Origin of the sequence: Streptomyces araujoniae, from assembly GCF_050871195.1 — a bacterium.
Classification (GTDB): Bacteria; Actinomycetota; Actinomycetes; order Streptomycetales; family Streptomycetaceae; genus Streptomyces; species Streptomyces bacillaris.
The window spans coordinates 7,631,957-7,647,780 of record NZ_CP194070.1 but is presented as its reverse complement, the minus strand read 5'-3'; the positions used below and the strand labels follow the sequence as shown (position 1 = coordinate 7,647,780).

Sequence of the window (15,824 nt, the reverse complement as noted above, 5' to 3'; positions counted from 1 at the left end):
TCGCGCGGCGTGAGCCGGAGTCCGGCGGCCCGGGCGCGGGCCACCAGTTGCATGGAGAGGATGCTGTCCCCGCCGAGGGTGAAGAAGCTGTCCTCGGCCCCCACGGACGGCAGACCGAGCAGCTCCGCGAAGAGCGCGGCGAGGGTCTCCTCGACCGCCCCTTCGGGGGCCTCCTGCCCGGTGGCCGCGCTGAAGTCGGGTGCCGGCAGGGCGGCGCGGTCGAGCTTGCCGTGTGCGGTGACCGGCAGCCCGGGGACGGTCACGAAGGCAGCGGGCACCATGTGGTCGGGCAGAGTGGCGGCCAGGGCGGCGCGCAGGGCGGAGGGGCCGGGGAGCCCATATCCCTCACCCGAAGCCGGAGTTGTGTACGCGACGAGCCTGCGGGGTCCGGCCGGGTCGTCCTGGCGGAGGACCACGGCGGCGGAGCCGACCCCCGGCAGCGCCTGGAGCGCGGCGACGATCTCCCCGGGCTCGACCCGGAAGCCGCGCACCTTGACCTGGTCGTCGGCGCGGCCGTGGTAGCGCAGGGAACCGTCCGCCGTACGGGAGACGAGGTCTCCGGTCCGGTACATCCGGCTGCCGGGGGCGCCGCCGGTCTCGGCGGTGAACCGTTCGGCGGTCAGCCCCGGACGTCCCAGATAGCCCTGGGCGATGCCGGGCCCGGCGACGTACAGCTCCCCGGTCGCACCGGGCGGGACCGGCCTGAGCAGCGGGTCCAGGACATGGGTGCGGACGCCGTGGAGCGGGGTCCCGATGGGCGGTTCGGTGCCGGGGGTCAGGGGCGCGCTCATGGTGACGCAGGCGGTGGCCTCGGTGGGACCGTACGCGTTGACCATGCGGCGGCCCGGCGCCCAGCGGGCGGTCAGCGGGGCCGTGCACGCCTCGCCGCCGACGACGAGGGTGCGCAGGCAGTCCAGCCCTTCGGGCTCCAGGCCGGTCAGGGCGGTCGGCGGGATCAGGGCGTGGCTGATCCGGCGGCGGGCGATCATGTCTCCCAGCAACTCGCCTGCCAGCGGCCCGGGTTCGGGGACGACCAGGGTGGCTCCGGTGGCCAGGGCCATCAGCGTCTCCATGACGGAGGCGTCGAAGGACGGGGAGGCGAGCTGGAGGACCCGGCTGGTGTCGTCGATGGCGAGGCGCTCGGCCTGGGCGGTGGCGAGGGCGGCCAGTCCCCGGTGGGGGGTGACGACGCCCTTGGGGCGGCCGGTGGAGCCGGAGGTGAAGGTGAGGTAGGCGGGGTGGTCGGGCGTGACGGTGGCGGGTTCCGCGCCGCCGTCGCCCGTGCCCGGCTCCCCGTCCGTGAGCAGCGCGTCCGGGTAGCGGTCCGCGAGCGCCCGGTGGGTGAGGATCCTGGCCGGGCGGGCGTCCTGGAGCATGGCGGTGATGCGCTGCTCGGGGTAGTCGGGGTCGATCGGCAGATGGGCGGCGCCCGTCTGCTGGACGGCGAGCTGGGCGACGGTCAGGTCGGCGGAGCGGGGCAGGATCACCGCCACCACCTGGCCCGGGCGGATGCCCCCGGCACGGAGCCGGGCGGCCAGGTCCCGCGCGCGTACGTCGAGTTGGGCGTAGGTGAGGGCGGTGTCCGGGGCGTCCACGGCGACGGCGTCCGGCCGCCGGTCCCGCTGGGCGGCGAACAGCTCCGCCCAGGTGCGGGCGGCGGGTGCCTCCGGGCCCTCGTGGTGCGGGGCGAGGGCGGTGCGCTCGGCGGGGGTGAGCGGGTTCAGGGCGCCGACGCGGGTCTCCGGTGCGTCGACGAGGGTACGGAGCAGATGCTCGACGCGGTCGGCCAGCTCCCGGGCCCGGTCGGGCGGGACCGCGCCGGGGCGGTGGGCCAGGCGCAGGGTGAGCCGCTCGCCCGGTACGGCGGCGAAGGTGACCGGGTAGTGGGTGGCGTCCTTGCCCCGGATCTCCGTGAGGGGCAGGCCGGTGGCGGCGGCGAGGGCGGTGAGCGGGTCGGCCGGGTAGTTCTCCAGGGCGGTGAGGGTGTCGAAGAGGACACCGTGCCCGGCGGCGCGCTGGATCGCGGCGAGGCCGAGGTGCTGGTGCGGCAGGAGCCCGGCGAACTCGTCCTGGACGCGGGCCGCGAGGGCGGTGAGCGTCTCCTCCGGGCGGAGGGTGACCCGTACGGGCACGGTGTTGACGTAGAGGCCGATCATGTCCGGGGCGTCGGGGACGTCGGCGGGCCGGCCGGAGACGACGGTGCCGAACACCACGTCGCTACGCCCGGTGTGCGCGCTCAGCACCAGGCCCCACACGGTCCGGGTGAGGGTGCCGAGGGTGAGTTCCCGTTCCCGGGCGAACGCGGCGAGGCGCGCGGTGAGTCCGGGGTCCAGCGACACCACCTGCTCGTCGGGGAGCTCGGGCTCGCCGGGGTCGTCGGGGATGAGCCGGGTGGGTTCGGTGACCCCGCTCAGGGCGTGCCGCCAGGCCTCGGTGGCGGCCGCCTCGTCCTGGGCGTCGAGCCAGGAGCGGTAGCCGGCGTACCGGGGTGCGGCGGGCAGCTCCAGCCCCGCGTAGCCGTGCAGGATCTCCCGTACGAGCAGGGGCAGGGACCAGCCGTCCAGGACCAGGTGGTGGCCGGTGAGGACCAGTTCGGTGGTGTCGGTGCGGTGGATGAGGGTGGCGCGCAGCAGCGGCGGGGCGGTCAGGTCGAAGCGGCGGCGCCGCTCGTCGTCGATGTGGCGCAGGGCGCGGCGCTCCTGCTCGCGGGGCTTGCGGGGGCGCAGGTCCAGTTCCGCGACCTCCGGCTCCGCGTCGGCGTGGACGCGCCGGGCCCAGCCGTCCTCGCCCGCGGTGAAGCCGGTGCGCAGGGGATCGTGGCGGTGGGCGACGGTGCGCAGGGCGGTGCGCAGCCGGTCGGCGTCGAGGGTTCCGGCGAGGCGGATGACGACCTGGACGTGGTAGACGTCGAGCCGGTCGGCCCCGGTGCCCCACGATCCGCGGTCCCGCTGTCCGGCGCCCTGCGGTCCGTCGAACGGGGAGAGTCCGTCGTACTGGGAGAGGAAGAGCAGTCCTTCCTGGAGCGGGGTGGGCCGTCCGGGTGTCCCGTCCGCCTCGGGGGCCGGGGCAGTGTCCCGTACCCCTTCGTCCACGGTGGCGCGTCCGGCGACGGCGAGCAGGCCGCTGACCGTGCGGTGGCGGAAGACGTCCTGCGGGGTGAAGACGATGCCGGCCTTGCGGGCGGCGCTGACCAGTTGGATGGAGAGGATGCTGTCGCCGCCGAGGGCGAAGAAGCTGTCGTGCACGCCGATGTGGCCGGTGCGCAGGAGTTCCGCGAAGAGGGCGGCCAGCCGGCGTTCGTCGTCGGTGGCCGGTTCGGTCCGGGTCTCCGGGGAGGCGAGCCGGGGGGCGGGGAGTGCGGCCCGGTCGAGCTTGCCGTTGGCGGTGACCGCGAGGGCGGTCAGCGGGACGAGGGCGGTGGGGACGAGGTGGGCGGGGAGGCGGGCGGCGAGGTGCTCCTCCAGCCCGGCGGGCAGATGTGCGGGGTCGCCGGGTGTTCCGGGGCGGGGGACGACGTACCCGATGAGGTGCGTCGCCCCGGTGGCCTCGTCCTCGCGGGCGACCACCGCACTGTGGGCGACCCCGGGGTGGGCGTCCAGCGCGGCCCGGATCTCGCCGGGCTCCACGCGCTGGCCACGCAGTTTGAGCTGGTCGTCCACGCGGCCGAGGTGTTCGAGCAGCCCGTCGGGGCGGAGCCGGGCCAGGTCGCCGGTGCGGTAGACGCGGCTGCCGGGCGGGCCGTAGGGGTGGGCGACGAAGCGTTCGGCGGTCAGGGCCGGGCGGCCCAGGTAGCCGTGGGCGAGCTGGACGCCCGCGAGGTACAGCTCCCCCACTGCCCCGGGAGGTGCCGGGCGCAGTCGCTCGTCCAGGACCAGGGTGGCGGTGTTCCAGACGGGGGCGCCGATGGGGATGCGCCCGGCGGTGATGTCGTCGCCGGTGACCCGGTGGGCGGTGACGTCGACGGCGGCCTCGGTGGGGCCGTACAGGTTGTGCAGCTCGGTGAGCGGGGCGAGGCGCAGCAGCCCGGTTGCGGCGGTGGCGGTCAGGGTCTCGCCGCTGGCGAGGACGCGGCGCAGGGTGGCGCAGTCGTCGGGGTGGGCGACGGCGGTGAAGGCCGCGAGCATCGAGGGGACGAAGTGCGCGGTGGTGATGGCGTGGTGGCGGATCAGCCGGGCGAGGGCGGCCGGGTCGCGGTGGTCGTCGGGTCCGGCGGTGACGAGGGTGGCCCCGGCCAGCAGCGGCCAGAACAGCTCCCAGACCGATACGTCGAAGCTCGCCGGTGTCTTGAGCAGGACGCGGTCGTCGGCGTCGAGCCGGTAGGTCTGCTGTGCCCAGAGCAGCCGGTTGACGACGGCGCCGTGCGGTACGGAGACGCCCTTCGGGCGGCCGGTGGAGCCGGAGGTGAACAGGAGGTAGGCGGGGTCGGCGGGGCGGGGGGTGTCGGGCACGGTGGTGAAGCGCGGCACGTCCTGCGTACGGACGTCCAGGAGCGGGATGCCGTCCACGGCCTCCTCCGGCAGGGACCCGGCCGCGTCGGTGATCAGCAGGACGGCGCCGGCGTCGCGGAGCAGATCGCGGATGCGGGCCGGGGGCAGGGCCGGGTCCAGCGGCAGATAGGCGGCTCCGGCGCGCTGGACGGCGTGGACGGCGAGGACGAGTTCGGCGCTCCGGGGCAGAGCGACGGCCACGATGTCGCCGCGTCGCACGTCCTGGTCCGCGAGGAGTCCGGCGAGCCGGTCGGCCTCGGTGTCGAACTCGCCGTAGCTCCAGCTCCGGCCGCCGTCGCGCAGCGCCTCGGCCGCCGGGGTGCGGGCCGCCTGGTCGCGCACCAGGTCGGTGAGGGTCCGGGCGGCCACGGGCACGGCGGGGCCGGCCGAGGCTTCGAGCACCCACCGCTGTTCCGTCCCGTCGAGGACCGGGATGTGGCTGAGGGGCAGGTCGGGGTAGGCGCAGAGCCGGTGCAGCAGGGTGGTCAGCCGGCGGGCCAGGGCTTCGACGGTCGGGCGGTCGAAGAGGGCCGTGCGGTAGTTGAGGGCGGCCTTCAGACCGTCCGTACCGGCCTCTTCGACGACGGCGAAGGTCAGGTCGAACTTGGCGGCACGGGTCTCGACCAGCTCCACGTCGGCGGTGCCGGGGCCGAAGGGGCGGGTGCGTTCCGGGGCGTTCTGGTGGATCAGGGCGACCTGGAACAACGGGTGGCGGGAGAGGGAGCGTTCGGGGGCGAGGTCGTCGACGAGCCGTTCGAAGGGCAGGTCGCCGTGGTCGAAGGCGTCCAGGTCGGCGGCGCGGACCCGGGCGAGGAGTTCGGTGAAGGTCGGGTTGCCGGAGGTGTCGGTGCGCAGGACGACGGTGTTGGCGACCAGCCCGGGCAGGTCGGTGAGCCCGTCCTCGCCGCGCCCGCTGAGCGTGGTGCCGATCGGCAGGTCGTGGCCCGCTCCATGGCCGCTGAGCAGGACGGCCAGGGCCGACTGGAGCGTCATGAAGAGGGTGGCGCCGCCCGCGCGGGCGAGCCGGGCGGCGGCCCGGTGGGTCTCGGCGGGGATGGTGAACTCCACCGAGTCGCCCCGCTCGTCGACCTCCGACGGCCGGGGCCGGTCCAGGGGCAGCGCGATCTCTTCGGGCGCCCCGGCGAGCGCGGTGCGCCAGTACGCCAGCAGCCCGTTCTCCCGGACTTCGGCGGCCGCCCCGTGCCACAGGGTGTAGTCGGCGTACTGGAGCGCGGGTGCGGCCAACGGCTGCTGTTCCGGGTCGAGTTCGGCGGCGTACAGCCTGCCGAGGTCCCGTACGAGCGGGGCGGTGGAGCCCTCGTCGAAGGCGATGTGGTGCAGCGTCAGCAGCAGGGCGTGTTCACCGTCGGGGCCGGTGAACAGGTGGGCGCGCAGCGGTGGCCGGTCGGCCAGGTCGAACGGCTCCGCCGCCAGCCGCCGGGCCGCCTCCTGCGTCTCTTCCACGTCCCAGTTCTCCAGCGGGACACGGATCAGCGGTACGGAGGCGGCTTCGGGCAGCACCTGCTGCACCGGGCGGCCCTCGTGCTCGGGGTAGCAGGTGCGCAGGATCTCGTGGCGGTGGGTCAGGGTAGTGAGGGCGCGGCCGAGGGCGTCCTCGTCGACGGGGCCGTGCAGCCTGAGCAGCAGCGGGACGGCGTAGGTGACGGGTGCTCCGCCGAGCCGGTGCAGGAACCAGAGCCGGGCCTGGGCCGGTGAGAGCGGCAGCCGTTCGGGGCGTGCGGCCGCAACTGCGAATGCGGGTGCCCCCTCCCCCGCCGTGCGGGTGAGCCCCGTGAGGCGGGCGGCGAGCCGGGCCACCGTCGGGGCCTCGAAGAGCGTCCGTACGGGAATGTCGAGCCCCAGCTCCGTACGCACGCGTCCGGCGAGGCGGGTGACGAGCAGGGAGTGGCCCCCGAGCGCGAAGAAGTCGTCGTCCGCGCCGACCGGGGCGCGGCCCAGCACCTCGCCGTAGAGCCCGGCGAGCAGCCGTTCGTGCGGGGTCCGCGCGGCCCGGCCGTCGGATCGTCCGGACTCCGTGTCGGGAAGAGGCAGGGCGGCCCGGTCGAGCTTGCCGTTGGCGGTGAGCGGGAGCCGGTCCACGCCGACGAAGGCGGTGGGCACCATGTGGTCCGGCAGGGCGGCGGCGCACGCGTCGCGCAGGGCGTCCGCCGGGGCTTCCCCGGTCGTGTAGGCGACGAGCCCGGGGCCGGTGGGCAGGTTCTCGCGGAGCAGGACGGCGGCGGAGCGGGCTCCGCCCCGGGTGCGGAGGACCGCCTCGATCTCGGCGGTCTCGATGCGGAAGCCGCGCAGCGACACCTGGCTGTCGGCCCGGCCCAGGTAGTGCAGGGTGCCGTCGGCGGACCAGCGGGCGAGGTCGCCGCTGCGGTACATCCGGGTGCCGGACGGGCCGTACGGGTCGGCGACGAAGCGTTCGGCGGTCAGCGCGTGACGCCCCCGGTAGCCCCGGGCGAGCCCGGCCCCGCTGACGTACAACTCGCCGCTCACACCGGGCGGTACGGGGCGCAGGGCGCGGTCCAGGACGTAGAGGCGGAGGTCGTCGACGGCCCGGCCGACGGGGCTGGTGCCCGGAAGGGCCGTCTCGGGGGTGAGGGTGTGGGTGGTGACGTGGACGGTGGTCTCGGTGATGCCGTACATGTTCACCACGCGCGGTGCGCGGGGCAGGTGGAGCCAGGGGGCGAGCCGGGCGGGGTCCAGGGCCTCCCCGCCGAGGACGATCAGCCGCAGTGCCGGGGGTGCGCCGGGCGAGCCGGGGGCGGTGAGGGCCTCGGTGAGCTGGTAGCAGGCGGCGGGTGTCTGGTTGAGGACGGTGACGCCTTCGCGGTGCAGCAGGGCGAGGAAGTCGTCCGGGGCGCGGGTGACGGCGTGCGGGACGACGACCAGCCGGCCGCCGTGGAGCAGGGCGCCCCACATCTCCCAGACGGAGAAGTCGAAGGCGTAGCTGTGGAAGAGGGTCCAGACGTCGTCGGGGCCGAAGGCGTCCTCGGCGGTGGCGTCGAAGAGGCGGGCCAGGTTGCGGCCGGTGACGACGACGCCCTTGGGGCGGCCGGTGGAGCCGGAGGTGTAGATCAGGTACGCGGCGTGGTCCCGGCTCAGCGGGGCGGCGCGGTCGGCGTCGGTGACCGGCTCCTGCGACCGCTGGGGCCAGGTGCTCTCCTCCCCGTCGAGTACGAGGACGGGTACGGCGCAGTCGCCGGGGGCGCGGTGGACGGTGGCCGTGTCGGTGAGGACGAGGGCGGGGGCGGCATCCCGAAAGGTCCAGGCGATGCGCTCGTCCGGGTACGCGGGGTCGACGGGCACGTAGGCGGCCCCCGTCTTGGCGACGGCGAGCACCGCCTCGACCAGGGTGAGCGAGCGGGGCAGCAGCAGGGCAACGCGCTCCTCGGGGCCCGCACCCCGCCACATCAGCTCTCTGGCCAGCGAGTTGGTACGGGCGTCGAGTTCGGCGTAGGTCAGGGTGCGGCCCTCGTGGCTGAGGGCGGGTGCGTCGGGCCGCAGCCGGGCGGCGCGGGCGAACCGGTCGAGGACGGACGGGGTGTCCGGGTACGAGTCGCGCGGGTTCCACGCGCGCAGCAGGGTCTCCTCCTCGCCGTCCAGGAGGACGCCGAGGGAGCCGATCGGGGCGTCCGGGTGGGCGACGGCCCGGGACACCACGGCCACCAGCCGGTCGGCGAGGGTGTGGGCGGTGGCGCGGTCGAACAGGTCGGCGCTGTAGTTCACCGCCCCGTCGATGGCCCCGGTGGTGAGGTGGTCGGTGAAGCCGACGGTCAGGTCGAACTTGGCGGTCGGCGTCTCCCGCAGGGCGAAGGCGGCGTCGGCCCCGGGGGCGGTGAACGGCGGCGCGGTGCGGTTCTGGTAGGTCAGCATCACCTGGAACAGGGGGTTGGCGGCGCCTCGTTCGGGGTTGAGCTCCTCCACCAGCCGCTCGAAGGGCAGCTCCGCGTGATCGAAGGCTTCGAGGTCCACCGTCCGCACTCGGCCGAGGAGTTCACGGAAGGTCGGGTCGCCGGAGAGGTCGGTGCGCAGGACGAGGGTGTTGACGAAGAAGCCGACGAGCTGCTCCGTGTGACGCCCGCCCCGCCCGGCGGTCGGGACGCCGAGGGGGATGTCCTCACCGGCGCCGAGTCCGGTGAGCAGGGTGCAGAGCGCCGCCTGGGTGACCATGAACGGCGTCACCCCGGTGGCGGCGGCCAGAGCGCGCAGGCCGGAGGCGACCTCGTCGGGCAGGGTGAAGGGGACGAATCCACCGCGCCCGCTGGGGGTTTCGGGGCGGGGCCGGTCGGTGGGCAGCGCGAGGACGGGCGGGGCGCCATGGAGCGTACGGCGCCAGAAGTCCAGCCGGTCCAGGAGGTGGCCGCCGTCGAGCAGGGTCCGCTGCCAGTGGGCGTAGTCGGTGTAGCGCACGGGGAGCGGGGGCAGGTCGGGCGCCCGGCCGGTCAGGCGGGCCCGGTAGGCGGCGGAGAGGTCGGTGAGCAGGGGCTCGACGGACCATTCGTCGGCCGCGATGTGGTGGATGAGGAGGAGCACGGTGGTGCGGCCGTCCTCGGTGAGGACGGTGACGCGCAGCGGGGGTTCGGTGGCGAGGTCGAAGGGCTCGGCGCTCAGTTCGTCGAGCAGCCGCTCCACGTCGTCCGGCCCGTCGGCCGCCCGGACCCGGACCGGTGCGGCGCTCTTGAGGACCTGCGGCTGCGGGGTGCCGCCGGTCTCGGGGAAGACCGTGCGCAGGACGGCGTGGCGGGCGGCGAGGTCGGTGACGGCGGCGGTCAGGGCGGCGAGGTCGGTCTCGCCGGTGAGGGTGAGGACGAACGGAAGGTGGTAGTGGGCACCGGGCTGGAGCCTGCTGAGGAACCAGAGCCTGGCCTGCGCCGGAGAGAGGGGCGGCGGGGCGGCGGTGTCGTGGGGGACGCGTTCGAGGGCGGGCAGCGCGGTCGCCGGCGGCGCGGAGCGGGCGGCGAGGGCCGCGACGGTCGGGGCGTCGAAGATCTGGCGGACGGAGAGCGGGTGGCCGAGCACCTCGGCGGCCCGGCCCGCGAGCCGGGCGGCGAGCAGGGAGTGGCCGCCGAGGGCGAAGAAGTCGTCGTCCGCGCCCACCTGTTCGGCACCGAGCAGCTCCGCGAAGAGGGCGGCGAGCAGCTCCTCGCGCTGGCCCTCCGGGGCGCGCCCGGTGGTGCGGTGGGCGGGGCTGGGGGCGGGCAGGGCGCTGCGGTCCAGCTTGCCGTTGGGGGTGAGGGGCAGCGTGTCGAGCGGCAGGCAGAGGGCGGGGACCAGATGGCCGGGCAGGACGGTGCGCAGCTCCTCGCGGACGCGGGCGGCGGCCTCGACCCGCTCTTGCGGGGTGGTGCCGGGGAGTCCGGTGAGGTAGCCGATGAGCCGGGGGGCGGGGTCGGCCGGGTCCTGGTGGGCGATCACGGCCGCGTCGGAGACCTCGGGGCGGGCGCGCAGGGCGGCGGCCACTTCACCGGGTTCGATGCGGTGGCCGCGGATCTTCACCTGGTGGTCGGCGCGCCCGACGATCTCCAGGGTGCCGTCCTCCCGGAAACGGGCGAGGTCGCCGGTGCGGTACATACGGGCACCGGGCGGCCCGTAGGGGTCGGCGGTGAAGCGTTCGGCGGTGAGCCCGGCCCGGCCCGCGTACCCCTGGGCGAGCCCGTCCCCCGCGAGGTAGAGCTCCCCCGTCACCCCTGCGGGCAGCGGGACGAGCCCCCGGCCGAGGACGTACGCGCGGGTGTTCCAGAGCGGGGTGCCGATGTGCGGGTCGCCGGTCTCCGCCACGTCGAGCGTGCCGGCGGTGGACCAGATGGTCGTCTCGGTGGGCCCGTAGAGGTTGACCAGCCCGGTGCCCCGGTCCGCGAGCCGACGAGCCAGGTCGGGGGCGAGGGCTTCGCCGCCGACGAGGGTGCGCAGCCCGTCCACCGCGTCCTCGTCGTGGTCCAGGAGGGACCGCCAGAGGGAGGGGGTCGCCTGCATGACGGTGGGGCGGGCGGAGCGGATAAGCCCGGCGAGGAGCGCCGGGTCGCGGACCTGCTCCCGCTCCGCGAGAACCACGGTGCCGCCGGTGATCAGCGGCAGGAACAGCTCCAGTACGGCGATGTCGAAGCCGACCGTCGTGACCGCGAGCATCCGCTCCCGCCCGGTGAACCTCAGGGTGTCGGCCAGGCAGAGCAGGAAGTTGGCGACGGCCCCGGAGGTGACGACGACGCCCTTGGGGCGGCCGGTGGAGCCGGAGGTGTAGATGGTGTAGGCGGGTGCGAGGGCGTGAACGGGCCGGGGCTCCAGCGGCGCGGCCTCACCGAGGGCGCGGGCGGTCTCCGGGTCGTCGAGGAGGAGGGCGGTACGCGGCTCGGCGCCGAGGGTGCGGGCGGTCGCCCGGTCGGTAACCAGCAGCGCGGGGATGGCGTCGGTGAGCAGCAGCCGGACCCGCTCGGCCGGGAAGCCGGGATCGACCGGCAGGTAGGCGGCCCCGGTCCGGGCGGTGGCGAGCAGGGCGACCAGAAGGTCGGTGCCCCGGGGCAGGGCGATGGCGACGAGAGCGTCAGGACCGGCGCCGCGCTCGGCCAGCAGGCGCGCCAATCGAGCTGCTTGGATGTCGAGTTGACCGTACGTCAGTTGCTCCTCGCCGCTGACGAGAGCGGTCCGGCCGGGGGTGCGGGCCGCCTGCGCGGCGCAGAGTTCCGCGAGGCCGGTGGCCGGGACGAGGTGCGGGGCGGGCGCCGCGCTCTCCGGACCGGGTGCGGCGGTCAGGGTGGCGACGGGGCGGGCCGGGTCGGCGGTGACCTGCTCCAGGACCCGCAGGAGCGCCCGGCCGAAGCGGTCGGCAACGCGGGCGTCCCACAGGTCGGTGCGGTATTCGAGCTGCCCGGTGGCGGTGCCCGTGACCGGGTCCTCGCTGATGGTGCACTGAAGGTCGAACTTGGCCGCCCCCGTGGAGACGAGCCGTGGCCGGCCCTGCTGTCCGGGCAGGGTGGCCCGGTCGGGGAACTCCTCCCGTACGGCGAACAGCACCTGGAACAGCGGGCTCACCCCGGGCAGCCGGGGCGGGTTGACCTCGGCGACGATCCGGTCCAGCGGCAGCCGCTGGTGGGTGAGGGCGGCGAGGTCACCGTGGCGGGTGCGTTCCAGCAGCTCCAGGAAGCTGGGGGTGCCGCCGAGGTCGACGCGCAACGGCAGGGTGTTGATGAAGAAGCCGACGCTGTCCCGGAGCGCCTCGTCGTCCCGCCCGGCGACCGGGGTGCCGATCACCAGGTCGTCGCCGCAGCCGAGTTGGGCGAGCGTGGCGACGAACGCGGCGTGCAGCACCATGAAGGAGGTGGTGCGGGTCGAGTGCCCCAACGCCCTTATTCCTGAGTGCAGTTCGGCGCCGATGGTGAAGTCGTGGGTGCGGGCGGGGCCACCGGTCCGCTCGGGCCGGGGCCGGGCCCAGGGCAGCTGGAGCTGTTCGGGCGCCCCGGCGAGCCGGGATCGCCAGTAGGCCGCGTCGTCCTTCTCCACCGCTGCCACGACGTCCCGCTGCCAGAGGGCGAAGTCGGCGTGGTCCACGGGGAGTGCCGGGCGGTCGGCGGGCGTGCCGCCGAGCCGGGCGGCACAGAAAGCGGCAAGGTCGTCGAGGAGCGGGGGCAGGGACCACTCGTCCGCCGCGATGTGGTGCAGGACAAGGAGCAGGGTCTGGCGGTCCGGCTCCTCTTCCCCGTCCGGGACGACGGTGAACAGGGCCGCGCGCAGGGGCGTTTCGCTCTCGACGGCGAACGGCCGAGCGGCTTCCCGGACCAGATGTTCCGTCAGTTCATTTCCTGCGACGGTCTGTTCGGCCAGCTCCGGCAGGCCCGACACGGCATCCAGGATGTGCTGCCGAGGCTCTCCCCCGTCGGCGGGGAAGACCGTGCGCAGGATCTCGTGGCGTGCGGCCAGGTCCGCGAGGGCGAGGCGGAGCACGGCCGGGTCGAGCCGTCCGGTGAGGTCGAGGGCCAGCGGAATGTTGTACGAACCGTCCTCGCCGTCGCTCCGCCCGAGGAACCAGAGCCGCCGCTGCCCGAAGGAGAGCGGCAGTTCCCCGGTCCGTGGCCGCCGGGTGGGCGGGGGTACGGCGGCAGACTCCCGGGCCGCCTCCAGTACGGGAGTGAGCCGGGCCGGGGTCGGGTGGTCGAACACCGTGCGTACGGCGAGTTCGGCGCCGGTACGGGCGCGGAGCGCGGTGACCAGGCGGGCGGCGGAGAGCGAGTGGCCGCCGAGCCGGAAGAAGTCGTCGTCCGGCGAGGTGCCGGGCCGGTTGAGCACCTGGGCGAACAGCTCGCAGAGCAGCGCCTCGGCGCCGGGACGTGGATCGCGGCCCTGCCCGGGGCGGGGGTCCGTCCCGACGGCGGGGAGGGCGCCGCGGTCGGTCTTGCCGTTCGGGGTGAGCGGCAGCCCGGGCAGGGCGACGAAGTGGGCGGGCACCAGGTGTTCGGGGAGCGTGGCGGCGAGGGCGGCACGCAGGGGGTCGGCCCAGCCGCCGTCGGTACCCGTGCCGGTGTCCGCCGCCGTGGCGGTCCGGGCGTCGGTGTCCGTCTCGGTGCCGGTACCGGCGTCGGTGCCCGTAGCGGTCCCGGCAGCGGTGGCCGTCGGGACGCAGTACGCCACGAGCGTCGGCTCTCCGTGCGGGCCCGGGACCGCCGTGACCGCCGCCTCGGTCACGGAGGGGTGGGCCAGGAGCGCGGCCTCGATCTCGCCCGGCTCGACCCGGTGGCCCCGGATCTTCACCTGGTGGTCCGCGCGCCCGAGCACCTCCAGGGTGGAGTCGTCCCGGAAGCGGGCAAGGTCGCCGGTGCGGTACATCCGGGCTCCGGGCGGCCCGTAGGGGTCCGCGACGAAGCGTTCGGCGGTGAGCCCGGTGCGGCCGAGGTAGCCGTCGGCCACGCCCTCACCGGCGAGGTGGAGCTCACCGGTCGCGCCGACGGGGGCGGGGGCGAGGGTGCGGTCCAGAACGTAGGCGCGGGTGCGCCGGACCGGCCTGCCGACGTGCGGCGCGGCGGTGGCGTCCAGGGTGGTGGCGGTGGACCAGACGGTGGTCTCGGTGGGCCCGTAGAGGTTGACGAGCCCGTCCGCGTGGCGGGCGAGGGTTCGGGCCAGGTCGGCGGGGAGCGGCTCTCCCCCGCTGAGCACCCGCACCCCGCCGAGGGCGTCGGGGTCGGCGTCGGCGAGGACGCGCCAGAGCGAGGGGGTCGCCTGCATCACGGTGGGGCGGGCGGCCCTGAGCAGCGCGGCGAGGGCGAAGGGGTCGCGCTGCGCCTCCTCGTCCGCGAGGACGACGGTGGCCCCGCTGAGGAGGGGGACGAAGAGTTCGAGGGCCGCGATGTCGAAGGAGACGGTGGTGACGGCCAGCAGCCGGTCCTCACCGGACAGGCCGAGCAGCCGGCCCATGGCGGCGAGGAGATTGGCCAGCGCCCGCCGGGGCACCACGACCCCCTTGGGGCGGCCGGTGGAGCCGGAGGTGTGGATGACGTACGCGGGGTCGCCCGGGCGGGCGGCCTCGGCAGGGGCGGCGCGCCCGGCCGGCTGCGGATCGCGAGCGGTTCCGCCGGGATCGACGGTGAGCACGGGTGTGCCGGTGTCGCCGCCCGGGACCGGCCCGTCGTCGGGCGTCCGGTCGGTGACCAGCAGCAGGGGGCGGCTGTCGTCGAGCATGTACCGCAGCCGGTCCGCGGGGTAGCGCGGGTCCAGCGGCACGTAGGCGGCCCCGGCCGCCGCGACGGCCAGCAGGGTCACCAGCAGGGCTTCGCCCCGGGGCAGCGCGACGGCGATCAGGGTGCCGCGCCCGGCCCCCCGGGCCCGTAGGACTTCGCTCAACCGGCCGACCCGGGCGGCGAGTCCGGCGTACGTGAGGGTCTGCTCGCCGCAGCGCAGCGCCACCGCGAACGGGGTGCGCCGGGCTTGGTCAGCGAACCCCTCGAAGAGGTCGGGGGCGGGGGCGTCGTCGTCGGCCGGGGTGTTGAACTCCTCCAGGATCCGGTGGCGTTCGGCGCCGTCCACGAGGGCGAGGCGGCCGACCGGGGTGTCGGTGGCGCAGCGGGCGAGGCGGTCCAGCAGGGCGGAGAAGCGGTGGAGGTGGGAGTCCAGCTCCTCGGGGCCGTACACCTCGGGGTTGCCGTCCACGACGAGGCCGAGCCCGGTGAGGCCGTCCGGGCCGCCCTGCCCGCTCACGGTGACCGTCAGATCCTCCACCGCTCCGGCGGCGAGCGAGTGGACGGTCCCCTCGCACTCCCCGAAGGCGATGCGGGTGGTGAAGGGCTTGATGTTGAGCTGGGGGCCGACCAGGCGCTTGCCGTGGCCGAACAGACCGAGGTCCCGGCGCAGTTGCTCGCCGCGGTAGCGCTGGTGGCGGCGCTGCCGGCGCAGGGTCTTCACCACGCGGCGCAGGAGGTCCCCGACGGGCTCGCGTTCGTCGACGGCGATCCGGAGCGGGACGACGTTGACGGCGGTGACGGGGAGCCGTGCGAGGACGCTGCCGGTGCGGTTGCTGACGGGCAGCCCGATCACGGCTTCGCCGGTCCCGGTGAGGCGGGTGAGGTAGAGGGCCCAGGCGGCGGTGACGGCCTCCGGCCAAGTGGCGCGCGCCTGCGCGGCGAAGGCGGTGAGGCGTTCGGCGTCGGCGGCGGAGAGCCGGAGTCCGGTGCGCAGCGCCCGGTGCGCGGGCCGGGTGGGTTCGGTGCGGGCGGGGGTCGCGGGGTGCGGGCGGTCCGCGAGCAGGTCGTGCCAGAACGCGGCGTCGAGCGCGTGCTGTTCGGACTCCGCGTACCGCCGGTCCTCCTCCAGCGCGTCACGGACCGAACCGAAGGACGCGTCGGGCGGTGTGGTGCCCGCGCGCAGGTGTCCGTACAGCTCCGCGACCCGTTCCGCGAAGCGGGCGTAGCCGTAGGCGTCGAGGAGGATGTGGTGGCAGCGGTGGTACCAGAGCCACTGTCCGTCCCCGGTGCGCAGGAGGGCGTGCAGCTGGAGCGGGCCGTCCTCCAGGTCGACCGGAAGGGAGAGTTCGTGGGCCATCCACGCGTGGGCGGCGGCGTCCGGATCGTCGGCTTCGCGGAAGTCCAGCAGCGCGGGGCGGGCGGGCGGTACGGCTCCGGTCTCCTGGTGGACCGTGTCCCCGTCGGCGGTGAAGCGGACGGAGAGCCCGTCGGCCTCACCGATGGCCCGGGTGACCGCCGTGGCGAACGCCTGCTCGTCCAGCGCCCCGGTCAGTTCGACGTACTCCGCGGTGAGGTACGCCGGGTTCGCCGGGTCGAGTCGCTGCGCGGACCAGAGCCCGAGCTGGGCCTCGGTCAGCGGCAGGCGTTCGCGGTCGGTGGTCAT

1 protein-coding gene (cut by a window edge) is annotated in these 15,824 nt (G+C 75.5%); it reads right to left on the bottom strand.

All coding sequences use genetic code 11. From position 1 onward, the window contains the following. Positions 1-15,824 carry the 5' portion of an amino acid adenylation domain-containing protein gene (locus tag ACQ9ZG_RS32245; RefSeq protein WP_499281520.1) on the bottom strand. It extends 1,519 nt beyond the left edge of the window, so the window shows 15,824 of its 17,343 coding nt (coding positions 1-15,824); the start codon lies at positions 15,822-15,824; the stop codon falls past the left edge of the window.